Below are 23,481 nucleotides of genomic sequence, written 5' to 3'. Positions count from 1 at the left end.
ATAACAAAAGTAAAGCTTATCTTGCCTGATGTTTTGCAATTATTTCCAACTTATATCAAAAATAAGAAGAATGAAATGTTTATTTCGTTTGTATGTTTTCCTAAATATTAGAATTCAATTGCAAAAAAAGTAAAAAATTTGATTGATAGATTTATATTTGCAATATTATTTCAATTTTTTTTGAAAAAGTATTTTAACTTAAGTTGTAAATATAACATTTGGGGGGTTGCTAAAATTAATTTGATTTGTAACTTAGGAATATACTATTGATTCTTATCAACTAAAAAGTTTTTTTATTGATTGGATCAAATTAAACAATAATATTTTATAGCATTTAAATAGGACTAAAATATTTAATACTGCTATTAGAAAAATTTTATGATTAAAAAAATTACTTTTATTACTGTTAATTACGCACCAGAAGATACTGCTATAGGCCTATATACATCTCAATTGGCAGAGTTTTTAGTGACAAAAGGATATAATGTATCTGTAATCACAGGATTCCCTTATTATCCAATGTGGGAAATTCCTAAAAATTATAAGGACAAACCTAACTACTTTTCTGAAGAAATCAATGGTGTGCAAATTCATCGATACAAATTTTATGTTCCTAAAAACCGAAACTTTTTCCATCGTATTTTGCATATAATGTCTTTCAACTATGGAAATGCGTTCAATTTAAAGAAAATTAAAAAGGCTGATTTAATTTTTTGCAACATTCCTTTCACTACAAATGTCATGTTAGGACTTTATCTCAAGCGAAAATTAAAAGCAAAATTATGGACATCGATTAAAGATTTTGAATTTGATGCCGCTTATGATTCTGGTTTATTAAAACAAAATTTCGCATCAAAAGTCTTTAAAAAAATTCTCTATAAAATTGAAGCTTACCTTTTTACGAAATCAGATATCATAAGCTCTATAAGTTTTAATATGGTGGATCGTATCAAGCAGAAAGCTCCAAAAACTAATCCTGTTTTTTTTCCTGATTGGGTCGACGTAGATTTTATTAATCCGGAAAATTACACCCACCATCCACACATTTCCAGAGATAAATTCACAATTTTATATTCTGGTAATATTGGTCAGAAACAAAATTGGAATGTTTATATTACATTAGCAAAAAAATTAAGCCTTTATAAGGACATTGAGTTTGTTTTAGTCGGCGAAGGTGCTTTTAAAAACGATTTATTAAAAATAATAGAGCAGGAAGGATTAGGTGAATTCATAAAATATTATGAACCAATTCCTTACGAAGACCTTTCCGATTTGTTGTGCAGTGCAGATTTGCATGTTTTATTTCAAAAATCGGATATTATTGACTCGGTTATGCCGTCTAAAATTTTAGGCATGATGAGTAGTGCTAGACCTTCAATTATTACTGGGGATCAAAGTTCAGAAGTTGCCAAACATATCCGTCTTTCGCAAGCTTGGGGCTTTTATAATAATGAAGAAATAGAACAGATTTTCGAAGACATTTTAAAAATAAAAGAGGATCGAGAATTTCAAAAAACGGTAGGGAAAAAAGCCCGAACTTATATGATTGAAAATTTTTCAAAAGATAAAATTTTGAATTCTTTTCTGGATAAAATTTATAAATTATAATATGAAAAAAATTGTGGTTTTAGGCGGTGGCGGTTTTATCGGCGGTCATTTAGCAAAAAGACTTAAAGAAGAAGGAAATTTTGTAAGAATATGTGATATAAAGGATCATGAATACTTTGTGCACGATGAAATTTGCAACGAATTTATTAAAGGAGATCTTACAGATCCAGTTATTGTAAGCCAAGTTATTGACGAAAATATCGATGAAGTCTACCAACTGGCAGCTGACATGGGTGGCGCTGGTTACATCTTTACCGGAAACAACGATGCGAATGTGATGCATAATTCTGCAGCGATAAATCTCAACGTTGCTAAAGAATCTGTACATAAAGGAGTTAAAAAAGTATTTTATTCCTCATCTGCCTGTATGTATCCAGAATACAATCAATTAGATCCGTTGAATCCAAATTGTGAGGAGAGTTCGGCTTATCCGGCAAATCCTGATTCTGAATACGGTTGGGAAAAATTATTTTCAGAACGCTTATTTCTAGCCTTTAACAGAAACTACAATTTAGACGTCCGTATTGCCCGTTTTCATAATATTTTTGGTCCGCAAGGAACTTGGAAAGGTGGCAAAGAAAAAGCTCCAGCTGCTATGTGCAGAAAGGCGGCAGAAGCTAAAGAAGGTTCAGAAATTGAAGTTTGGGGCGACGGACAACAAACACGTTCGTTTTTATATGTAGACGAATGTGTCGAAGCAGTAATCCGATTAATGAAGTCTGATTTTCTAGGACCTGTAAATATTGGGTCTGAAGAAATGGTCTCTATCAATGAGCTAGCTCAAATGGCTATCGATCTTTCTGGAAAAGACATAAAAATAAAAAATATTGACGGACAAGAATTCATTGATAAATATGGATTTAAATGTCCAACCGGCGTTAGAGGAAGAAATTCAGACAACAAATTATACAAAGAAAAAATTGGCTGGGAAGTTTCTGAACCCCTTAAAGCTGGTATGGTGAAAACTTTTTCTTGGATAAACGAGATGGTAACTTCAGTATCAGAAATAGAATCAAACCCTAAATAGTTTATAATCCGGAAAGCCTTATTATGCTTTTAACAAAACTAAAAAACAATCATCTTCTGATGAGCGGTTTCTATAAAGGCATCTCTGGGCTAGCACTATTTACATCGATACCTTTACTTATAAAATACCTTGATCATGATGATTATGGTATCTGGGTTTTGGTATTTACTGTTTTCCAATGGATTTTGGTTATGGATTTTGGCATTCAAAGTACGCTGAAAACCAAAATCCCGATTCTATTCCATAACAATCAAATTGATCTTATAAAAAGCTATATTAAAGTCACTTACAAATATGCCTCTTATATAGCCTTTTGTATTTTCTGCTTATTTATTATTTATATTTATGTGATTGATGTAAAGGAAGGCCTGAACATTCATTTTCACACTAAGCCTTTTATTTACAAGCTTTTTATACTTAATATCTTTTTCTTTTGTATCAACTCTGTAGCTGGAATTCACAAATCATTATATGTTGCTTATTTAAAAGGAAAATATGCAGAAGAATCTTTAGCAGTAAATCAGACCGGGTTTTTAATCCTACTCATTTTAATTATTTATCTTTTCCCAGATATTGATGCAGAAAATAAACTCCTTTTAGTATCAATCATAAACGGTTTATTCTGTTTTATTGTAAATGTAGTTTACACTTTCCGGTTTTTTAAATTGGAAAAGTTAAACCTAAGCACCAAAGAAAAGCCTCCAAAAGATTTTGTAAAAGAGATCTTGAAAATCGGCCTGAAATTTATGGCAATCCAATTGGGAATGATGCTTTTCTTTACTGTTGACAATTACATTATTTCCAATAATTTTAGTCCAAAAGATGTTGTTCCCTATGACACTGTAAATAAAATATTTCAGCTGCCTGTAATGATTCTTTTTGCAACGTTATCTCCTTTATGGTCAATGTTTGCGAAAGATTATGTAGAAAAAAATCATCAAAACTTATTGCGAAGTTTTAAGCGATTTAACCTGCTTTTTATAGGTATCTTACTGTTTATTGTAGTTCTGGCTATTTTATGTCCGATGATAATTTCTTTTTGGATAAAAGAAAAGCTTGAAATTCCAAATCATTTGGTTTCTTATATTGCCGCCATAACCGCTTTAAGAATTTTTACAGTTTTTTATTCTTATTTTTTAAATGGTATAGGAAAATTAAATAATTTTACATTCATCATAATTTTAAGTCTTTTATTAAAAATACCCCTAACCTATTTTTTAATTTACTTAGAATTTGGAATCAATAGCGTTGCCATTTCGACAATGATTATTCTAATCTTGTGGGTGCTTTTTATTCCTCTTGAATGTTATTATATAATCAACAAACTTAAAAAATGCAGATAACTAAACTGTCTATAATTATTCCTGCCTATAACGAAGGGCCAACCATCCATCTCATACTTGATAAATTACAAAAAGTACAACTCGAAAATAATATTGAAAAAGAAATCATTATCATCAATGATTTCTCAAAAGACAATACAGAAGAAGCTATATTTACTTATATTTCTAACAATCCTGATCTGAATATTCAATATTTTAAACATGAGGTAAACAAAGGCAAGGGAGCTGCCTTACATACCGGAATACAAAAGGCGACTGGCGATTATTTGATTATTCAAGATGCCGATTTAGAATATGACCCTCAAGAATATAACCTTTTACTCAAACCAGTTTTAGATGGTTTTGCAGATGTTGTTTTTGGAAGTCGTTTTATGGGTGGCAATCCGCACAGAATTTTATTTTTCTGGCATACCATTGGAAATAAATTTCTAACCTTTTTATCTAATATGTTTACCAATCTGAATTTAACAGATATGGAAACTTGCTATAAGCTTTTTAATACAAAAATTATTCAATCCATTCCGTTGCGTGAAAATAGGTTTGGATTCGAACCTGAGATTACTGCAAAAATTTCTAGGGTAAATAAAATACGCATTTATGAGGTTGGGATTTCCTATTATGGAAGAACTTATGAAGAAGGGAAAAAAATCGGATGGAAAGACGGCTTTAGAGCCATCTATTGCATTTTAAAATATGGGGCGTTAAAAATTAAATAAATTTATATTTCTTAATACGTTTAATTCTTATTCGGCGAACTTAATTATTATGTCCAATGCTCGTATTTATATGTCTCTTTTTACTGGTTATTGTCCTACTTAATAAAGATTTTTCAAGTAGCCTTAAAGAGACTATTATTTGCTCGACATTAGGTTTTTGCGGTATATTGACATTCTTTACGGAAGCTATTAGTGCTTTAAAATTACTGAACGCTACTTCTGTCATCTTATTTTGGTTCCTTTTTTTATTGGTAATCCTTTTCATTCTTCTAAAGGATAGGAGAAAGACATTAGACGTCATTCGTAAACAAAAAAACACCATCTCTTCTATTTATCATAAATTTAAATATTATGAAAAATTATTAGTTTGGGTCATTATTGTCTTTGTTTTGCTCCTGCTTTTTCAGGGAATAGTTTATCCTCCTAATAACTGGGATTCTCTAACCTATCATATGTCCAGGATAATATACTGGATTGGTAATGAGTCTGTTTCTCATTTCCCTACCCATATTTTAAGGCATCTTTATCAGCCTCCGTTTGCCGAGTATTTTATAATGAATGTTAATTTGATAAACGGAAATGATTATCTTTCGAATAGTGTTCAATGGACATTTTTAATGTTGTCGATTGTTTCTATTTGGGCTGTTTTAGACTTTTTTAAGATCAATTGGTCTTATAAATTATTGGCCACTTTTTTGCTCATAACCATTCCTTCCGTTGAGCTGCAGTCTTCAACAACAAAAAATGACATTGTTTGTGGCTTCTTTGTCATTACTTCACTTTATTTTGCTCTAAAATGCTACTACGATATCAAATTAAAAAACTTTATTTTTCTAGGCTTAGCTATTGGTCTGGGCATGATGACAAAAGGAACTACGTATATTTTTTTAACTCCTATACTATTCCTATTTGCCATTTTTATGGCGATAAAACTTGTAAAGAATATTACTATCCTGAAGTATGGGATTGGTATGATTGCAATAATCTTGCTCCTAAATGTGGGTCATTTTTATAGAAATTATAAAATAGATAAAAATGTTCTAAATATTGATAAATGGGAAGCAGAGACCTATCCCAATTCTGAGATGAATGCAAAGCTTCTAACATCAAATTTTCTAAAAAATGTCGGATTGCATGTGGGTTATCCATTACAAACCCATTATGATACTTGGATAAAGAAAATACACAGAAAGAATAACATAGATATTAATAATCCGGCCACAAATTTTCTTGCCACTCCCTATTATGGTCCGAAAGAATTTGAAACTGCTGAAGATTTAGTGCCCAATGCGGTTCATTTACCTTTGATAATGTTTTCATTTTTTGTTCTTTTCTTTATTGGAATTTTTAAAATAAAAGATAATAAGAAAGAGTTATTACTGCTTTTTGTGCTGTTTGCGCAAATCCTTTTATTCGTTGGTTATCTAAAATGGCAGCCTTGGCATACACGACTGCATATTCCCATATTTATGCTTTCTGTAGTAGTAATTATCATAACTGCAAGTCGATTAAAGCTATTCATGATTTTAATACTATATTGCATACCTTCTTTGAACTATAATTTTTGTTTTAATTTTGTTTATAATAACATTAGGCCTATTATTACCAATACAAGCTATACCAAAAACATCAAAATAAGCGATACTCGATTTAAAAAATATTTCGCCAATCAGTTACAACTGTATCCTGAGTATTCCAGAATTGAAGCAATACTTTATAACAATAACCCTAAAAAAGTCGGATTGTTTATGGCGGATTGGGAGTATCCTTTATTTAATGCGTATTATTATGATAAAATAGAGCTTAGAGGAATAAATGTCCCGAATATTACTAAAAAGATACCTCAAGAAACAGAGCAAATAGATATCATTATTTCGACTACCAACAGTAAGGATCTATTATACAATAATAAAAGATATACTAATTTAACACCTTTCCATACACATCTTTGGATTTATAAATAATTAATTATTTTGAAATAATAGCATATATATGCTCTTCATAGCATAGGAATTAATATTTTTGTCCAAACTCTAAATAAGATAATTTTTATTCCACTAACTTAAATTGTAAATTGTCTTTTCCGCCAAATGAAAGTTTCAATAAAAAAATATCTTCTTTATTCTTCCGTTTTTGCAATTTTCACAGAAGCTTTCTTTTTTAATTTTATAATTGATTGGAAGCTGTTATATCTTATCATAATCGTAAATTATTTTTTGATTATCAGAATCCAAAAAACAATACGATTTAACAAGTACTTTATTTTCATAATCTTAGGCCTTCTTATCCATGGTTTGATAACCAATATTATTATTGGAGTCCCCATAAATTATATGTTTTCGCAATTGATTGGCATAACAATAATTGCAACATATTATTATAATTTTACTACGCTTTATGATCGGAATGAGATTATTGAAGTCTATACAAAATTGAGCCTTATTGTAGCCGCTATTGGTTATCCGATGTGGCTATTGAATATCAATGTAAATGATGGCATCCGTCTTCAAAGTATCTTTAAAGAACCCGCACACTATGTTATTGTGGTTCTTCCGGCCTGTTATTATTTTCTAAAAACCAAACGGTATTGGCCTTTTCTAATCATTCTAGGCACCATCATCTTATCAAGCTCCTCGATAGGTTACTTCGGTATAGGATTGATGTTTATTTTACCTAACATTACTTTTAAAAGAATTAAATACTTATTTATCATCACTCCGATTTTAGTTGGAGCTTTTGTGTATGTATACTCTAACTATGAGTTTTTTAAGCTAAGAGCCGATGATACCTATAAATCTTTAAATGCTTTCAACACAGGAAAGTTTGAAGAATATACCAACTTAAGTACGTATGCCATCTTAAGCAATGCTTTTGTTGCAAAAGAAAACGTTTCTGATCATCCTTTGGGCAGTGGAATCGGAAGCCATTATTATATGCACACCCAGCAATATATTAAAGATTTAAGAATTCCGCCTTACATCATAATTAATGATAGCAAAGAAATAAACGCTAAAGATGCCTGTTCCTTATTCCTAAGAATGTGTTCCGATTTGGGCATAATTGGGTTTTTATTTATAGTCGTTGTGCTAGTTTATGTTTCTAAAGCTTATAGAAATAATAAGTTGATTTTTGCCCAGGCTGTCGTAATATATTTGTTACTAAAATTATTTAGGGACGGCCATTATTTTCCGCCAGAAATGTACTTTTTTATATGGCTGCTTTATTTTGAGTTAAAAGATTATGGGAAGTCAAAAAATAATCTTATAAATTAAAATTTTAAATATTCACCTCTTATCTTTGGCAAATAACTAAATTTGAAAAGGTATTCAATAAAAATATATGAAAGAAACTATAGAGAAGATTGTCCCTGTTTGGATATTAAAATGGTACCGGGATTTAAAAGTCTCCAAATTTAAAAATAGAAGTGCAGAAGATGTTTTTACAGAAATATACAAAACCAACCGATGGAAAAGTTCTGAAAGCATTTCTGGCGAAGGTTCAGAACTTAAACAAGTTGAAACTTTAATCAAAGAACTGGACTCCTTGATTGTTAATTTAAATATTTCTTCCATATTAGATATTCCTTGTGGTGATTTTAATTGGATGCAGCACGTCAACTTATCAACCGTAAATTATACGGGCGCCGATATTGTTAACGAATTAGTAGAATCTAACATTGAAAAGTTCAAAGACTATGAAAATGTAAATTTCATGGTGTTGGATCTCATCAATAATGAATTGCCAAAAAAGGATTTAATAATTATTAGAGATTGTCTCGTCCATCTTTCATATGAACATATTTTTAAATCAATTGAAAGTGTGAAAAAGTCGGGATCAAAATATCTTTTCACAACTACCTATCCAAATCACAATACGAATTTAGATATCATAACAGGTGATTGGAGAAGATTGAATCTGATGCAACCTCCTTTTAATTTTCCCGATCCTTTATTGATAATTAATGAAAATTGCACAGAAAGTAATGGCCGTTATGCAGACAAATCAATGGTATTGTGGGATATAAGCAAACTGTAATTGACTTTCATAATTTGAAATTTGATGTAGTTACTAATAGTTAAAAAGGTGAGTAAAATATTTAATATAGTTGAAGATGTCTCTTTCGAAAGTGGTGGACTACGAACTGCTGTTGTAAATCTTCACAATTACATTAATGAAACTAGTAATAATCTGTCATCCGTACTAATTACTAATCATAAAGAAGAACAAGATGCTTTTTCAGAATTTAAGCCAAAGGACATATCGGTCTGGAATTATTCTAGTGAACTAAAAAAACACCTCAACAGCAACATAAATGAAGCGCGTCTTTTGCATTTACATGGCGCATGGATGCATACGCAGTATACAAGCAGCAAAATAGCCCTTAAAAGTAATATTCCTTATATAATGACACTTCACGGGATGATTGAACCATGGTATCTCAAGCAAAAGCAAATCAAAAAGAAAATATATTTAGAGCTTTTTCTAAATAAGATGCTTAAGAATTCTAACGTCATTCATGCTATAACTCCTTCGGAAAAGGCCAATATTTTCAAATTAACCGGGCATAAAAACATTGTTGAGATACCAAATTTCATACATTATTCAAAAATCAATATAACAAACGAGTACGACCCTTCAGAAGACTTTTTTTTGTTCTTGAGCCGCTTGCATCCGGGTAAAGGATTGGATATTCTTATTGAATCCATGAGTAAAATAGAGAATAAAAAAATTAAACTGAAAATTGTTGGAACCCAAAATGCTTACTCCGATTTGCTAAAAAAACAAATTAAGAGTTTAGGCATAGAAAATAGAATAGAATTTGTAGGAAGCATATTTGGCGATGAAAAATTCAAATTATTTGCTAATGCAAGAGCTTTCATTGCCCCTTCTTATTCCGAAGCAATCGGAATGGTAAATTTAGAAGCTGCTATCTGCAAAACTCCTGTAATAACCTCCTACAACACCGGTATAAGTCCAGAATGGAACAACAATGGAGGAATAATGATACAACCGAAAACGGAAAACTTAATTTCTGCCATGAATGAAGCGGCCAAATGGTCAACTTCAGAACGCATAGAAAGAGGAAATTCTCTACGGGATTTCGTAATACAAAATTATAGCTGGGAAAATAAAGGAAAAATGTGGGAAGAGCTTTATAATTCTTTATAAAACAAAAAAGGACGCTATTACAGCATCCCTTTTTTGTTTGTTTCTTGTATTATTTTAAAAATTCTCCTTCAAGATTTTGGTTTCCAGTTAATCCTGGAGGATATTCTCCACCAAATTTAAGGGTAAAACTTCTATCTGCTTCTAATACGATACCTGGATTAAAATCAAAATAATCCGTGATAACTTGGTTTGTTACGTTGAAAACTTCTTTGTTATCATTAAGAATCTGGATATTGTTGACCGTTAATTTTTTTTGATTCTTATTCGTACTCATTGTTATTTGAAGGTTTTCTGCTGCTACACCAACTGGTAAATCTACAGATAAGTTTTGCAACTCTGGAGAACCTTTTACTTTTAAGCTTACAGCTTTTTCATACTGAAAGTAGGTATCCACTTTATAAACAATAGACAAGCTATCATCTTCTTGATAGACTGCATTCATTTTTACAACAAATTTGTTTACTTTTTCAGGCTGTTTAACCTCTTCGCTCTTTTTTTCTTTTCCGCAAGAAAAAAGCGATAAACTAGCCAAAGCTACAAGAACTATTTTTTTCATTTTTTTTTAATTTTAATTATGCAAATGTAGTAGAAAATTTAATATGTTAAAATAAAATAAAAAAATTTTAGCCGCTTAATTTTTTATAAATAAACTATACTTTTGAATCATTAAATAAGACTATCTATTAGCTGTTATACAGGAGGTTCTGCACTAATAAAAGTTTAATTCATTTATACTATGCTAAAAAATATTTCAGAAAAATTATTCTTGTTTTTAATTCCCCTACTTTTTACATTTCCTCTCTTCCGAGAAAATATTTCTTCCTTCTTTTTTATTTTATTATCAGTAAATACACTGGCATTCACTTTTTATAAAAAATCTTACAAAAATTTTGATTTAAAAAGTCTTGTCTATACAATTCCATTCTTTGTTATTTTGTTATTTGTTTTAATCCGAGGGGCATCTTCCGAAGGTTTTAAACATGTAAATCATTCTTTATTTTTTCTATTATTCCCAATTATTTTTTCCTTGCTTCCGAAAGAGTATTTTACTAAAGAAAAAATAAATTTTTATTTTACCATACTAAAAAATTCCTGTTTTATAATTGCTTTTGGTTTTGTTATTGCGTTTTTGGTTAAATATGACTTTAAAGATTTTTTTGTTTTCAAATATGGAGTCCCAAAGTTTAGGGATTTCGTATACTACGAAATCCCTTTTTTTAAAATCCATCCTACTTATTACACTTCAATAGTTTTATTCTGTACAGCCTTTTCATTTAAAAAAGTTCTGGATGAAAAAAAATATTCTGAACTTATCTATGTATTTGTTTTTATCGTCATTACGCTACTACTGCTTTCAAAAATCAACATTATCTTTCTTGGAATAATGCTCATCGCAATGCTTTTGTTTTTCTCACCGTATACTTTCAAACAAAAGATAGCAGCCTTAAGCATTTTTTTGATTTTGGGCGTTTCTTTAGCCTTATTGACACCTGGTGTCAAAAACAGATTTAAAGAGATGTATAACAGCTATAATAACCCTCCTACGGGTCTAGCCTATGATTCGACAAACGTGAGAGTGTCTATTACAAAATGTAGTGTTGAAATTGCAAAAGAAAATTATCTTTTTGGAGTAGGTTTTGATAATCTTGAAGAGGCATTATCGGAATGCTTTAAATCCAATTATAATTCTTCTTTTTATGAAAATCATAATTATCTAACGCATAATTACTTTTCTTACATACTCCTATCCACAGGAATATTCGGATTTTTATTATTCCTTTTTTATTGCTTTACAGTAGCAAAAAAAGTGATACGTATCAATAGATTTTTATTATCGATTGCTGTAATCAATGTTTTCTTTGTCTGTCTAACCGAAGATTATTTCTACAGACATTATGGACTATTTTATTTTAGTTTAATTCTGATGACTTATATCAATTACTCCAAATATTTAGCTTTAAATAAAACTCATAAATAAAAAAGACAGGTATATTACCTGTCTTTTAATTTTAACATTTGATTTCTGTAAAATGCTCTAAGTATTCCTAACCCAAGGAAAATGGATATGAAAATAAATGGTATTACAAACTTCATTTTACCATTTAATGACTTATTATTCTTCACATTTAGAACGATACTGTTATCTTTTATTATATCCGAAATATTGATTAATTCTATTTTTCTATTGGCAAGATCAAGAATCAGTTCGTTTTTGGTTTGTAAAATATCATTCAATTGAGTGTTCTCATTGTAGTAAACGAGTTTGTCACTTTTACCATTTCCCTTTGACATCGATGAAAAGTTCGAAAGCAAACTGTCTATCTGAGCAATTGTTCTCTCGTTTGCTTTAATTTTTAGACGAGTACTTTCTTGTACCGATTTCTGCAAATCCGTAAAATAATTACTTTCATTAAGATACTTTAGTATCGGATCAATTATTTGTTTCTCATTAATGGTCTTAGTCGTTGTTATTTTCAATCTATGATTCGTATAATTTATACTCGTGGTCTCGTCGGCAATAATCTTATTGATATCGCCATCTTCGGCCATCAGTTTGATCATCTCAAAGTTTTGTTCTCTCCCATTAACAAAATTATAGATATCTGTAATCGGCTCTATTTCTATTTCTGAAATAAGCTTTGGCTCGGTTATTCCTATAGATTTCAAAAATCTGACATCGTTTTCTTTTATCTTAGAATTGATAAGATTTACTTTAGAATAAGCATACTCTGTACTTCCAAAATTAGGAGCAATTATAATCTCATGATTATATACTGTAGTTGTGCGGTCCAAATAAAAGCCCAAACCAGCCCCGATAATAAAAAGAACAACAAAAGTTATAATATTTCTCTTTACAAAAAGAAATCCTCTAAATATCCAACTCAAAAAATTCTCATAAGCTTGACCTAATTTTCTAGAAACTTGCGACAAATCAATTTCTTGATTATCTGGGTTGTTTTGCGAGTTTGAACTCATAAGTTAGTTAGTTTTTATGTTAAAGATTTGTTCTAATATTTTAATCGTAATAAGATAAGTTGGCTTCACTCCTGTTGTTCCTAAACCTCCAGAAGCTAGGGTACTTCCAGTTTCTAAAGGATTATCCGAAGCATAATAGGCATATCTCACTTTTACGTCAGGGTTGATGCTTTTTCTGATTTTCGAAGCCGACTGAATGGCTTTTTGGTAGTAGGCACCTTCCATTTCAAGACCGATAACACCCCATGTCGATTCGTGGAAGAATTTCAATAGGTCTTTATTTTGGAGAGATGTTCCTAAAACAGAAACCATAGGTCCTGCATACACTGGAATTCCGTTTCCTTCAAACATTTCAGCTGTTAATTGGTTTTCAAAAGGATAGTTATCGCCTGTTCCTTCATTTATATGTGCTGATGGAATCATAATATCGCCTTTTCCTCCTTCAAGAATACCGGCTTTACCCATTATAGAAACCGATTCCACATTTAGGAAATATTTATTCTTGCCGTCTTTATAAGGCTTTAAAAGCTCATCTATGGTTTCATACGCTTGCTCTCCGAAGGCATAGTCCATTACGATAATTACTGGTGGATGTGCTCCTATTTTTGCTGCTGGAAAGGCCGATTTAGACCAGTCAATCTTGGCCGTGTCAAAAATCTGGACGTCGATGTTGGTTCCGGATGTGTCTGGTAAAGAAATCATTCCATATTTAAACGCAAATTCTTCTACTTTGCTTCTTACATCGTTGGCACCTGGTTTGCTCAGTTCTTCAAAGATAAAAAAGTCGGACTTGTCTTTGAATTTTGTTTTCAGCGTATGCGTAGCAAAAATCGAATTCATAACACTGTGCATGTTAGCGCTGATGATATGAATCGGACGGTCCAGCAATTCATTCTGCTTTAATACTTCCTTGATGTTATTAGCCCAAATTTCTCCATGGATATGGTGTCCTAATCGTTCTCTCAGGATCGGGCTAAAAGTAATCGTTCTTTTGTTATTGAAGATTACCTCTTCAATGGCCAATTTTCCAAGCCAATAGATTACATGTAGGAAACGGTCTGGTTTTTCAGCTGTTCCGAAAGCTTCATAGATATCAAGAATTTCTTCAAAAGAACGTCCCAAAATAATCGATGCATGCGAAATTGCAATTTCTTTTTCAATCAGCGTAAGCTTTTTATTTTGGACAACGATTTGTTCTAATTTTTCCCAATCGCGGGTGAATTCTTTTGTGTTTTCATCCAGCAAGACTCTATTTTTGATCTTATGCGATTCAATAAAAATAAACGTAAGATGCGTCAGGATATCGTAAATATCCGAACGTCCTCGTGTGATTTCAACATTCATTTGTTCGCTATCGATTCTATAGCAGTTTCTCTTTCTTTTTGGAGGAACTATTGCTGTAAAATGCGATTTTGAATAGCCTTCATCTGAAGTCAGATTAATAAAACGGCATTCTTCTATTCCGACAGGAAGCCTTTCGATAACATATAATAAACCGCTTAATTCTACTTTTTCTTCTGCAATTGTACCATAGATTTCTGGTCTTAACTGCAATAATGCTTCTCTTAATGTATCACCAGACACACCCATAGGCTTATAGAATCCTCTATTAAACAAATGGCGCATAGTGATGTATAGTTTTTCAATTGCCGCCGATGATTCTTGGGCTCTTGATCGTGATATATTTTTTGTTTCTTTCATTTCTTTTTATTTACTAACCTGCAAATGTAGGTTTTTTATTTTTTAGTTGGTAAGCGTAATGCTCATTGCTAGTTCTAAATAGTGGTCATGGTACTTCTTCATCAGCAGATTTTCATAGCTTTTGGGATTTTTCATTTTATGCAAACCACCTTGCATCCAATTTCCGGAAAAATACCAGCAGGTATTTTCTTTGGAAGGTAAATATCCAAAAAAAGGCTCATATGTAAAGGTGTCCATCCTTTTTATGTTGCCTGTTATGTCTTTGTATTTTGGTCCTTTTTTATAAAATTTATTTTCATTAATTTTTAAAGCTTCTATCGCTACAAATATTCCCTCGGCAGGGATTTCAATATGGAACTCTTGCATATCTACTGTTGTATTCTTACCGCCATTTTTAACCAGAATTATATAATTTTCTTCCAAAATATCTTCTCCTGGAGAGCCATCCTGATTTGCTATTAATACCCGCAGATTGATTTTAGCGTTATCAATTTTACTCTTTGTATATATCGTGATTTCCTTTAAAAAAGGATGGTTTTTTGCTTCCTCTGTATAGGCAAAATGTTTTGCTGTTGTTTGTTGACTATAGTAACGTATTTCACCTCTGCCATAATCATCGCCTATTTTGACAGTCTTTTGTTTTTTTGCCGGACTGATGACAACTTCTCCTAGTTCAAATACTTTTTTTGGCAACTGTACATTTTTTGCTTCTGTAACTTTTACTGTTTTGGTTTCATATCCTACTGCTGAAAAAACTAAATTTTTAGATGCATCGACAGCAATAGAAAAACTTCCGTCTTCTTCTGAAGAAACACCTATGGTTTCATTTTCTACTAGAATACTTACAAAGGGAATTGGATTTCCGGCCTCGTCTTTCACGACACCTTTAGTCTGCGAAAAGCTACAAAAACTGAGTAAAAAGAAAAATAATATTACTTTCATTAATTGGTTAGTGAAATTTTTAATCCTATTTCTAAATTCGTTTTTAAGTCACTTTCATTTCGAATGCTTCCGTCCTTATTCAAGAAAATTACTTTATTTTTTCCTAAAAAACATTTAATTCCTGGTTCATAACTGAAATTTTTTTGCCTCTGTTCTTCTGTTTGACCAACGACATTATTAAAATATTTATTTTGTTCCAACTTTAAATATTCAAAACCAATCACGATACCTTCTTCTGGTATTTTTATCTGGTATTCTGATAAATTAACCGTATTGTTTTTATTTCCTTTTTTTACATAAACCAAAATATCCTCATTTACTACATCGTTTGTGGGAATACCTTTATGGTCCACATTAAAAATCCTTACTCTTAAAATAGCATTATTAACATGTGAAAATGTAGTGAATTCAATAGTACTGATAAAAGGATGCTGTCTTATTTCTTCGCTATATCTAATAAACTTAGCCGAAATATGAGTATTATCTCTTCCTGTATTTCCAAGTGTATACTCTAGCTTTTGACCGGAGTATTTTCCGATAGTTGTTTTCTTATTTTTTTTACTGTTTTCAATCAAAATTTCCTCAAGTTCGAAAAGTTTTTTTACTAATATGACTTCCTGTACTTCATTGGATTTTAAAATTTTATCTTCAAAACCCAAAGCTGAAAAAATCAGATTTTCATCTTCCTTTGCTTTGATGGAAAAAGTTCCGTTCTCTTCCGAAGTTGTTCCGATATTTTGATTTTCAACTGAAATACTCGCATACGAAATTGGATTTCCAGATTCATCTTTTACTATACCCTTAACTTGCGACAAAACAGGAACACTGATAAAAAGTAAAAAGAAGATAATTGATTTCATTAATTAGTAAGAATTAAAGTTACCGATGGCTCATAAACCGTTTTAGAAGCTGAAAATGGATTCAGCTCTTCTTTTGTTTTCTTAAGCCATCTTCCGCCAGAAAAACTAAACAAAAAGTCTCTTTCTACTGCATTATAAAGAACTAATGGGGAATAAGTCGTTTGGATTTTAGTAATATTTGTATTAAAATCGGTTATAGTCTTTTCTACTTTATTTTTCTTGATTAGTAATTTCTCAAAAACCACAAAAACTCCTGTCTTTGGCATTTCCAGATTAAAATCAGTTACGTCAATTTCACTCTTAGTAACGCCTTTTTTTATTGTAACTATATAATCTTTGGACAATAATTCTTCGCCAGGAAAACCATTTTCGTCAACTGCATACAAATGAAGCTTTATAGTTGCGTCGTCTATTCTGCTATCCGTCAAAATGATTGCTTTTTTAATCCAACGTGTTTTTTTATAGTCTGGAGAATAGGGAAAATATTTCGCGTCCATCCTAGGTCCGTTGTCGAAAGCTTCGGCAATGGCATTCTTGGTCTTTCCGATTTCGAGCTGTCTTTTTTCTTTTCTGTTATTGATTACGATTTCATCCAATTCATACGCAGCTGGCGATAGGCTTACGGATTGCGATTCAGAAACTTTGCAGATTTTTTTCCGATAGCCCAAAGCTGAAAAAATCAAGTTCTTGTTCTTATCTGTCGTAGCAATAGTAAATTCTCCGTTTTCTTCTGAAGTGGTGCCGATATTTTCGTTCTCGACCCAGATACTTACATAAGCAATTGGATTTCCAGTCAGGCTATCTTTTACGATTCCCTTAGTCTGGGCAACAACATTTACTGCAAAAAACAAAAAGCATATTGCTAATTTCTTCATTTGAATTATCTTAATTTATCTGCAATATCTCGATCATTGCTCAATCTTGGTATTTTATTCTGGCCACCTAATTTTCCTATCGATTTCATATAATCCTGAAAACCATTTTTGGAAACTTTCGTAATGATCAGCTTTCTCAGTACATTCCCCACAATCAGATCATCATAATAGACATTCTGTTTTCTCATGGCATCATCTATCTTAAGCGAAAAAGCTTCTAGATTTTCGGGTTCGTTTTCAAATTCAATCAGCCATTCGTGGTAAGGTAGTCCTTCTTTTGGGGTAATTTGCGGTGCTACCGTAAATTCGTTTACACGGATTTCGGTGCCTTCCATTGCTTCTTTTAATGCTTCTTCTACTTCTTTTCCGATGACATGTTCTCCAAAGGCAGAAATATAATGCTTGATTCTTCCTGAAACGATTACACGATAGGGTTTTAAGGAAGTAAACTGCACCGTATCGCCAATATTATAGCCCCAAAGGCCCGCATTGGTCGAGATAATCAGTACATAGTTGATACCGAGCTCTACTTCTCCAATCGTATATCGTTTCGGATTTTCCGTGAAAAATTCATCTGCTTTTATAAATTCATAGAAGATTCCTGCATTCAAAAGCAGCAACATTCCTTTTTGTGTTTGGGAATCTTGATAGGCGAAAAATCCTTCCGATGCCGGAAATAACTCAATACTGTCGACTTTTCTTCCGATAAGATTTTCAAATTTTGCCCGATAGGGCTCAAAATTTACGCCTCCGTAAATAAACAGGTTGAAATTCTTGAAGATTTCTCCGACCGGCTTCCCTCCTTTCTGCTTCAGCTTTTCGAAATACATTTGAACCCAGGACGGAATTCCAGAAATAATGGTCATGTCTTTGCTGAATGTTTCTTCAACGATTGCATCGACTTTGGTCTCCCAATCTTCAATACAGTTGGTTTCCCAGCTCGGCATTCTATTTTTTTGAAGGTATTTGGGAACAAAATGGGCAACAATTCCAGATAGTCGCCCTAGCTTGATACCGTTTTTTTCTTCTAAAATTGGACTTCCCTGCAGAAAAATCATCTTTCCGGAAACAAAGGAAGAATTTCCGGTTTCATGAATGTAATGAAGAATCGCATTTCGCGCTGCTTGAATGTGGAAAGGCATCGATTCTTTAGTCAGCGGAATGTATTTCGCGCCAGAAGTCGTTCCCGAAGTTTTAGCAAAATAAATAGGCTTGCCTTTCCATAAAACATCGGGCTCACCTTTTTTTATTTTTTCAACGTAGGATTTTAAGCCTTCATAATCACGAATCGGGACGTTTTTTGCAAAATCAGAAAATGATTTTATGTTATTAAAATTATGATCTTTTCCGAATTGCGTGTCTTTGGCTTGCCGAATCAAATCTTTAAAAACATGTTCTTGCGTTTCAATGGGATTATTGGCCCATTTCTGGGTCTTCTCGTAAATTTTTTTGGCAAATTGTTTAGCAAAAAAAGCTTTTATTGACATTTTTAAAGGTTTCTGATTACATAAAAAACAGCTTGGAATGGAGATTTTAGTCCCTTCCTAGCTATTCGAATTCTATAAAGTTGGTCGGATCGATCGCAAAACCGTCTTTCCACAGTTCGAAATGCAAATGGACTCCGGTTGATTCTTGGCCCGTTGAACCAGCCATAGCTATTACTTCCCCCGTCCTTACTATATCTCCTTGCGTTTTGGTTAGCGATGCTGCATGTTTATACACTGACATTATTCCTTCACCATGCCTGATGATGATCACATAGCCCGTAGATGGCGTCCAATCGGCAAAAATAACGGTTCCATTCGCGACTGATTTTATAGGCGTGTTTTTCGGCAACGCGATATCAACCGCAAAATGTTTTGTTTTTGGGTCATATTTATCTGTAATATGTCCGGTGACTGGTGGAAAAAGCACCAAATTTACTTTCGCCTGTGCTTTGTCGAAAAGGTTGTATTTGTCTTCTTGGGCGACTTTTTCCCTCAAAGCAGCATCTTCTTTCGATGGCTTGAAATCTATTTCCGAAATATCAGCCTGTTCTGCCGCCATGATCGAATCCTTGCTTAATTTTGCGACTTCCACATCACCAGCCAATACTTTCTTGATCGATTCGATATAGGCATTATTCATCTTGATGGCTTTTTCCAAAGAATCTGATTTTAATGCCAATTCGGTGGCTTCACGTTTTAATTTGGTAGAAGCATAGCCTGGAATGTATTCTCGTAATGGGGTAAAAGCGATAATGTAAGTTGTAATCGCAATCAGGAAAATGGCACCGCTTGTCAGCACAACAAAGACATTCATAAGATTGAGCTTGAGAGAGAAAATTTCTTCAAAAGTTTCTTCATTCAAAATAACCAACCGGTTTTTTGTCAAAAGCTTTTTCTTTAAAATCTGTCTTTTTAGCCTTTTTTCTGACATTTCATTTTTGTATTTTACAAATATAATAATTTGGAAGTCTTGCCAACGCTTTTCTGCAATTACTAAGCTGTTAAATCAATTGCAGCCTTTTTAAAACCGATATGTTTCTTTTATCGTAAGTAGTTATAGTAAACTGAAAAAATGATTTTAACGTATAATTATTTGTTATATAAAGAAGTGATACGATTTTTCTTTTTACATTTGCAGAATATTTATAATGCTTGAAAAAGCGGTAATTTTTTTAATCATGGGAAAATTAGGTTTAACGGAAATACTTGTAATCGTTGCGATTATCTTATTACTTTTTGGAGGTAAAAAAATTCCAGAATTGATGAAAGGATTGGGTTCGGGTATAAAAGAATTCAAGAATGCTGCTAAGGATGATCAGCCTGCCGCGTCTAAAAAAGAAGAAGATACAAAAATTTAAGACTGCTTTTTAAAACAAGCGGTTCATTGAAGCCTCAAGGATTTTAAAATCCTTGAGGCTTTTATTTTGCCATAAATTGAAAGTTATAAGCAGAATTGTTGAAAACTACTCTTTCTATTTTTCTACTTCTTTTTTATTATATTACAATACAAACACTTAATTTTTTAACTTAGCACTAACAAATAACTTAAATCGTAATTGAATATGAAAATAATCAAAACCATTCTTTGCGTTCTTTTCGGGCTGATGTTTGTTAATGCTGGCCTCGATAAATTTTTCCATTATATGCCTATGCCGGAAATGAAACCAGAAGACATGAAAATTTATGAAGCTATGGGAACGCTTTCGTGGCTCATCCCTTTAGTCGCTGTTATTGAATTAGCAGGTGGCTTGCTTTTTATCTTTCCAAAAACAAGAGCTTTGGGAGCGATTGTTATCCTTCCCATAACTGTTGGGATTTTACTTCACAATTTTGTGTTCACGACTGAAGGGCCAGGAATAGCAATAGCTGGAGTACTTTTCCTTATCAATATCTGGATGATTGGTGATAATTGGAATAAGTACAAGCCGATGTTTAGCTAAGATCAAGGTAAGAAAATTAGAAAAAGCTTCAAGAAACTAAATCTCTTGAAGCTTTTTTTATTCTTTTCCGCTCTTTAAAATCCCATACAGTTCCTGAATCTTTGAAACTGGCAGGTCATTTAATAATTTATGGATTTCTCCTATGGCTTCGCTTTTAGAAATTGTAAAAAGTGCATGATTCTCTGGAAGCTGCTGGTCTTTGTCTGGTATAAAATCAAACAAATCGTTTGGCGTACAGTTGAAATCGATGCAGAGCATTTCTAATTTCCAAAAAGGAATCGATACGAGCTTATCATTCACGACTCCATTGGCATAGCTGCCGGAGTGCCCTTGATCAACAAGATATTTGACTGGTTTCGTAATTCCCTTGATCTTAAAAATTGGTTGTAAATTTAGTTTTATCATTTGGCATAAAATATAAGTTACATTTCTATGTCTAGGGGTAATTACTGTTTCAAATATAATAAAAATTGACTTTTTATAAAGAAATATTTTCCTGAAATGTCTTGTTATTTTTGCTCGAAATGTTTCTAATTTTACTTGAATTCAAAAACGTTTTAATTAAATATAAAATGATTTCAAATACATAGCAAATCATCTTATATACAATTGTTAATCTTGTACTTGGAATTCGTTTTCAGCTAAATAAAATATTCAGATTTTTATAATATCATCGTAAGCTGGATTCTCTTCCTGTTTTCGTCAATTTCAACTACTTTCACTTGTACTTGTTGGTGCATCTTCACGACTTCGTTTACATCCGAGACAAAGCCTTCTTTTAGTTGCGATATATGGACAAGACCGCTTTCTTTGATTCCGATATCAACAAAACATCCAAAATTCGTGATGTTATTTACAATGCCGGGAAGTACCATTCCGGTTCTTAGATTGGCAATTGTTTTAACATTGGGATCGAATTCAAAAACTTTGGCTGCCTTTCGTGGATCTAGCCCAGGTTTTTCTAATTCCTTGACAATATCTTTCAGGCCAAGCAGTCCGATATCTTCTGTCACGTATTTTTCTACAGGAATCTGAGTAATTTTTTCTTTGTTTGCAATCAGGTCGTTTAAGGAAATCTTCAAGTCTTTTGCCATCTTTTCAACTATTCCGTAGGCTTCTGGATGCACCGCTGAATTATCCAGCGGATTTTTTCCATTAGAAATTCTAATAAATGCCGCCGCCTGTTGATAAGCTTTTTCGCCTAATCTCGGTACTTTTTTCAGCTGTTTTCTTTCTTCGAAAGCACCATTTTCTGAACGGTAAGCGACAATATTTTCTGCCATCTTCTCTCCTATTCCAGAAACATAGCTCAACAATGATTTGCTGGCCGTATTGATATTGATTCCGACAGAATTCACGCATCGCATTACGACTGTATCCAATTCATCTTTTAATTTGGACTGATCTACATCATGCTGGTATTGTCCTACTCCTATTGATTTTGGCTCAATTTTTACCAGTTCCGCCAACGGGTCGGACAATCTTCGTCCAATCGAAACAGCACCACGCACGGTCACGTCATAACTTGGAAATTCGTCCCTTGCAATTTTTGAAGCGGAATAAACAGAAGCTCCTGCTTCGCTCACTACAAATACTTGGATCGGCTTATCGAAAGCTATCTTTTTGATAAAAAATTCCGTTTCACGGGAAGCCGTTCCATTGCCAATTGAAATAGCATCGATCTTATAGGCATTTACCATGGAGCGGATTTTTTTCATCGCAATTGCCGTTTCATTTTGCGGCGCATGCGGAAAAATGGTTTCGTTATATAGTAAATCACCTTTTTCATCCAAGCACACAATCTTGCAACCGCTTCTGAAACCTGGATCAATGGCAAGAATTCTTTTTTCGCCTAATGGCGGCGCTAAAAGCAATTGTCCTAGATTTCCAGCAAAAACTTGGATGGCTGTGGCATCTGCTTTTGTTTTTGCTTCTTGAAGCGCTTCATTTGAAATAGCCGGCGCCAGCAATCTTTTATAACTATCTTCAATTGCTTTTTTTAGATGGACGGCTGTTTCTTTTTTATTTTTTATGACTGCTTCTTCCATAATTTCGATGGCTTCATCGTTTTCTATCTCAATCTTCAGCTTGATCAATCCTTCGTTTTCTGCACGGAGCATTGCCAATAACCTATGAGAAGGAGCTTTCAAGAGGTTTTCCGACCAGTCAAAATACTGCTCAAATTTTTTGGCTTTTTGTCGTAGCTGCTCGCCTTCTGGCGTATCTTCAATCTTTAGCTTGACGGCTTTCGTCGTAATTGAAGATTTTCTCTGGTAAAGTCGGCGGAGGTTTTTTCGGATGTATATGTTTTCATTAATCCATTCGGCAATGATGTCTCTGGCGCCTTGAAGTGCTTCGTCTTCGTTCGGAACTTTATCGTTCAGGTATTTTGAAGCTACAAAATCGATATCGTCATTATTTTGAGCCATGATAATTTTTGCCAAGGGCTCTAATCCTTTTTCACGAGCAACATCGGCTTTTGTTTTTTTCTTTTTCTTATACGGCAGGTATAAATCCTCTAGGTCGTTTAAATCGTAGCTCAACTGGATTTTCTTTTCTAATTCTGGTGTCAATGAATCTTGCTCTTGAATCGATTTTAGAATGGCTTCTTTTCTTTTTACGATCGTTTCAAATTCTTTGCTCAGCTTGGCAATTTGCTCGATTACAACCTCATCCAAATTACCTGTCTTATCTTTTCTATATCTTGAAATAAACGGAATCGTACAATCTTCGTTTAAAAGCTGTAGCGTATTTTCAATGTTTTTCGTTGGTGCGGTAACTTGCTTGGAGATGAATTCTAGGTTGGTCATAATATAATTTTGATAGTATTTTTTTGC

General features: G+C 32.6%; 21 protein-coding genes. 11 read left to right on the top strand and 10 right to left on the bottom strand.

Annotated features, from left to right (window positions below; translation table 11 throughout):
• Positions 1 to 378: 378 nt before the first annotated feature.
• From CLV94_RS07165 to CLV94_RS07130, 8 genes are all read left to right on the top strand, one after another.
• A complete protein-coding gene (locus CLV94_RS07165; protein ID WP_121375724.1) occupies positions 379 to 1,608 on the top strand; it encodes a WcaI family glycosyltransferase in 1,230 nt (409 codons plus the stop codon).
• A gap of 1 nt (position 1,609) precedes the next feature.
• The gene (locus CLV94_RS07160; RefSeq protein WP_121375723.1) at positions 1,610 to 2,635 is read left to right on the top strand and encodes an NAD-dependent epimerase/dehydratase family protein; all 1,026 of its coding nucleotides are present in this window, start codon (positions 1,610 to 1,612) and stop codon (positions 2,633 to 2,635) included.
• Positions 2,636 to 2,694: 59 nt separating this feature from the next.
• Positions 2,695 to 3,978, top strand: a complete 1,284-nt coding sequence (locus tag CLV94_RS07155; protein WP_170148761.1) for a lipopolysaccharide biosynthesis protein — start codon at positions 2,695 to 2,697, stop codon at positions 3,976 to 3,978.
• Positions 3,969 to 4,694 (top strand): glycosyltransferase family 2 protein, encoded by a 726-nt coding sequence (locus tag CLV94_RS07150; protein ID WP_121375721.1) that lies wholly within the window; start codon positions 3,969 to 3,971, stop codon positions 4,692 to 4,694. Before CLV94_RS07155 ends, CLV94_RS07150 begins: the two co-directional genes overlap by 10 nt.
• 56 nt (positions 4,695 to 4,750) lie before the next feature.
• Positions 4,751 to 6,658, top strand: a complete 1,908-nt coding sequence (locus CLV94_RS07145) for an ArnT family glycosyltransferase (RefSeq protein WP_121375720.1) — start codon at positions 4,751 to 4,753, stop codon at positions 6,656 to 6,658.
• 369 nt (positions 6,659 to 7,027) lie between these two features.
• Positions 7,028 to 7,966 carry an O-antigen ligase family protein gene (locus CLV94_RS07140; protein ID WP_211331181.1) on the top strand — a complete coding sequence of 313 codons (939 nt, stop codon included), beginning with the start codon at positions 7,028 to 7,030 and terminating at the stop codon, positions 7,964 to 7,966.
• 67 nt (positions 7,967 to 8,033) lie between these two features.
• Positions 8,034 to 8,729, top strand: a complete 696-nt coding sequence (locus CLV94_RS07135) for a class I SAM-dependent methyltransferase (protein ID WP_121375718.1) — start codon at positions 8,034 to 8,036, stop codon at positions 8,727 to 8,729.
• Between the two features lie 48 nt (positions 8,730 to 8,777).
• Entirely contained in the window at positions 8,778 to 9,863 is a 1,086-nt protein-coding gene (locus CLV94_RS07130) for a glycosyltransferase (RefSeq protein ID WP_121375717.1), read from the top strand.
• Positions 9,864 to 9,912: 49 nt separating this feature from the next.
• Here CLV94_RS07130 and CLV94_RS07125 read toward each other — a convergent pair whose 3' ends face one another.
• Positions 9,913 to 10,419, bottom strand: coding sequence for a hypothetical protein (locus CLV94_RS07125; RefSeq protein WP_121375716.1), 507 nt, complete (start codon positions 10,417 to 10,419; stop codon positions 9,913 to 9,915).
• A 180-nt stretch (positions 10,420 to 10,599) separates the two neighbouring features.
• On the opposite strand from CLV94_RS07125, the gene CLV94_RS07120 reads away from it, so the two are divergent.
• Positions 10,600 to 11,841: an O-antigen ligase family protein gene (locus CLV94_RS07120; protein WP_121375715.1), complete on the top strand. Its 1,242-nt coding sequence runs from the start codon at positions 10,600 to 10,602 to the stop codon at positions 11,839 to 11,841.
• Between the two features lie 14 nt (positions 11,842 to 11,855).
• Here CLV94_RS07120 and CLV94_RS07115 read toward each other — a convergent pair whose 3' ends face one another.
• The 7 genes from CLV94_RS07115 to CLV94_RS07085 form a co-directional block, all read right to left on the bottom strand.
• Positions 11,856 to 12,839 carry a hypothetical protein gene (locus tag CLV94_RS07115; protein ID WP_121375714.1) on the bottom strand — a complete coding sequence of 328 codons (984 nt, stop codon included), beginning with the start codon at positions 12,837 to 12,839 and terminating at the stop codon, positions 11,856 to 11,858.
• A 3-nt stretch (positions 12,840 to 12,842) separates the two neighbouring features.
• Complete coding sequence (locus CLV94_RS07110; protein WP_121375713.1) at positions 12,843 to 14,540, bottom strand: DUF6909 family protein; 1,698 nt, start codon at positions 14,538 to 14,540, stop codon at positions 12,843 to 12,845.
• Between the two features lie 42 nt (positions 14,541 to 14,582).
• On the bottom strand, positions 14,583 to 15,482 hold the full coding sequence (locus tag CLV94_RS07105) for a carboxypeptidase-like regulatory domain-containing protein (RefSeq protein WP_121375712.1): 900 nt from the start codon (positions 15,480 to 15,482) through the stop codon (positions 14,583 to 14,585).
• Positions 15,482 to 16,342, bottom strand: coding sequence for a carboxypeptidase-like regulatory domain-containing protein (locus tag CLV94_RS07100; protein ID WP_121375711.1), 861 nt, complete (start codon positions 16,340 to 16,342; stop codon positions 15,482 to 15,484). Before CLV94_RS07100 ends, CLV94_RS07105 begins: the two co-directional genes overlap by 1 nt.
• Positions 16,342 to 17,217: a carboxypeptidase-like regulatory domain-containing protein gene (locus tag CLV94_RS07095; protein WP_121375710.1), complete on the bottom strand. Its 876-nt coding sequence runs from the start codon at positions 17,215 to 17,217 to the stop codon at positions 16,342 to 16,344. The genes CLV94_RS07100 and CLV94_RS07095 overlap by 1 nt, the downstream gene beginning before the upstream one ends.
• A gap of 5 nt (positions 17,218 to 17,222) precedes the next feature.
• A complete protein-coding gene (locus tag CLV94_RS07090; RefSeq protein WP_121375709.1) occupies positions 17,223 to 18,704 on the bottom strand; it encodes a GH3 auxin-responsive promoter family protein in 1,482 nt (493 codons plus the stop codon).
• Positions 18,705 to 18,765: 61 nt separating this feature from the next.
• Positions 18,766 to 19,635, bottom strand: coding sequence for a M23 family metallopeptidase (locus CLV94_RS07085; RefSeq protein ID WP_121375708.1), 870 nt, complete (start codon positions 19,633 to 19,635; stop codon positions 18,766 to 18,768).
• A gap of 247 nt (positions 19,636 to 19,882) precedes the next feature.
• Between CLV94_RS07085 and CLV94_RS07080 the strand changes: the two genes are divergently transcribed.
• On the top strand, positions 19,883 to 20,062 hold the full coding sequence (locus CLV94_RS07080) for a Sec-independent protein translocase subunit TatA/TatB (RefSeq protein WP_056067112.1): 180 nt from the start codon (positions 19,883 to 19,885) through the stop codon (positions 20,060 to 20,062).
• Between the two features lie 204 nt (positions 20,063 to 20,266).
• Complete coding sequence (locus tag CLV94_RS07075; RefSeq protein WP_121375707.1) at positions 20,267 to 20,644, top strand: DoxX family membrane protein; 378 nt, start codon at positions 20,267 to 20,269, stop codon at positions 20,642 to 20,644.
• Positions 20,645 to 20,701: 57 nt separating this feature from the next.
• On the opposite strand, the gene CLV94_RS07070 is transcribed toward CLV94_RS07075, so the two are convergent.
• Together CLV94_RS07070 and CLV94_RS07065 are read right to left on the bottom strand one after the other, a co-directional pair.
• On the bottom strand, positions 20,702 to 21,049 hold the full coding sequence (locus tag CLV94_RS07070; protein WP_121375706.1) for a helix-turn-helix domain-containing protein: 348 nt from the start codon (positions 21,047 to 21,049) through the stop codon (positions 20,702 to 20,704).
• A 257-nt stretch (positions 21,050 to 21,306) separates the two neighbouring features.
• Positions 21,307 to 23,454: a Tex family protein gene (locus CLV94_RS07065; RefSeq protein WP_121376256.1), complete on the bottom strand. Its 2,148-nt coding sequence runs from the start codon at positions 23,452 to 23,454 to the stop codon at positions 21,307 to 21,309.
• Between the last annotated feature and the right edge of the window lie 27 nt (positions 23,455 to 23,481).

Origin of the sequence: Flavobacterium endophyticum (genome assembly GCF_003634455.1) — a bacterium.
GTDB classification, from domain to species: domain Bacteria; phylum Bacteroidota; class Bacteroidia; order Flavobacteriales; family Flavobacteriaceae; genus Flavobacterium; species Flavobacterium endophyticum.
This window is presented reverse-complemented; position numbering and strand designations above follow the sequence as displayed.

Coding starts and splice junctions, on each gene's coding strand:
- CLV94_RS07125 (WP_121375716.1), bottom strand. CDS start 10,419: ATGAAAAAAATAGTTCTTGTAGCTTTGGCTAGTTTATCGCTTTTTTCT.
- CLV94_RS07105 (WP_121375712.1), bottom strand. CDS start 15,482: ATGAAAGTAATATTATTTTTCTTTTTACTCAGTTTTTGTAGCTTTTCG.
- CLV94_RS07135 (WP_121375718.1), top strand. CDS start 8,034: ATGAAAGAAACTATAGAGAAGATTGTCCCTGTTTGGATATTAAAATGG.
- CLV94_RS07100 (WP_121375711.1), bottom strand. CDS start 16,342: ATGAAATCAATTATCTTCTTTTTACTTTTTATCAGTGTTCCTGTTTTG.
- CLV94_RS07085 (WP_121375708.1), bottom strand. CDS start 19,635: ATGTCAGAAAAAAGGCTAAAAAGACAGATTTTAAAGAAAAAGCTTTTG.
- CLV94_RS07090 (WP_121375709.1), bottom strand. CDS start 18,704: ATGTCAATAAAAGCTTTTTTTGCTAAACAATTTGCCAAAAAAATTTAC.
- CLV94_RS07145 (WP_121375720.1), top strand. CDS start 4,751: ATGCTCGTATTTATATGTCTCTTTTTACTGGTTATTGTCCTACTTAAT.
- CLV94_RS07160 (WP_121375723.1), top strand. CDS start 1,610: ATGAAAAAAATTGTGGTTTTAGGCGGTGGCGGTTTTATCGGCGGTCAT.
- CLV94_RS07095 (WP_121375710.1), bottom strand. CDS start 17,217: ATGAAGAAATTAGCAATATGCTTTTTGTTTTTTGCAGTAAATGTTGTT.
- CLV94_RS07075 (WP_121375707.1), top strand. CDS start 20,267: ATGAAAATAATCAAAACCATTCTTTGCGTTCTTTTCGGGCTGATGTTT.
- CLV94_RS07080 (WP_056067112.1), top strand. CDS start 19,883: ATGGGAAAATTAGGTTTAACGGAAATACTTGTAATCGTTGCGATTATC.
- CLV94_RS07110 (WP_121375713.1), bottom strand. CDS start 14,540: ATGAAAGAAACAAAAAATATATCACGATCAAGAGCCCAAGAATCATCG.
- CLV94_RS07140 (WP_211331181.1), top strand. CDS start 7,028: ATGTTTTCGCAATTGATTGGCATAACAATAATTGCAACATATTATTAT.
- CLV94_RS07070 (WP_121375706.1), bottom strand. CDS start 21,049: ATGATAAAACTAAATTTACAACCAATTTTTAAGATCAAGGGAATTACG.
- CLV94_RS07165 (WP_121375724.1), top strand. CDS start 379: ATGATTAAAAAAATTACTTTTATTACTGTTAATTACGCACCAGAAGAT.
- CLV94_RS07065 (WP_121376256.1), bottom strand. CDS start 23,454: ATGACCAACCTAGAATTCATCTCCAAGCAAGTTACCGCACCAACGAAA.
- CLV94_RS07115 (WP_121375714.1), bottom strand. CDS start 12,839: ATGAGTTCAAACTCGCAAAACAACCCAGATAATCAAGAAATTGATTTG.
- CLV94_RS07155 (WP_170148761.1), top strand. CDS start 2,695: ATGAGCGGTTTCTATAAAGGCATCTCTGGGCTAGCACTATTTACATCG.
- CLV94_RS07150 (WP_121375721.1), top strand. CDS start 3,969: ATGCAGATAACTAAACTGTCTATAATTATTCCTGCCTATAACGAAGGG.
- CLV94_RS07120 (WP_121375715.1), top strand. CDS start 10,600: ATGCTAAAAAATATTTCAGAAAAATTATTCTTGTTTTTAATTCCCCTA.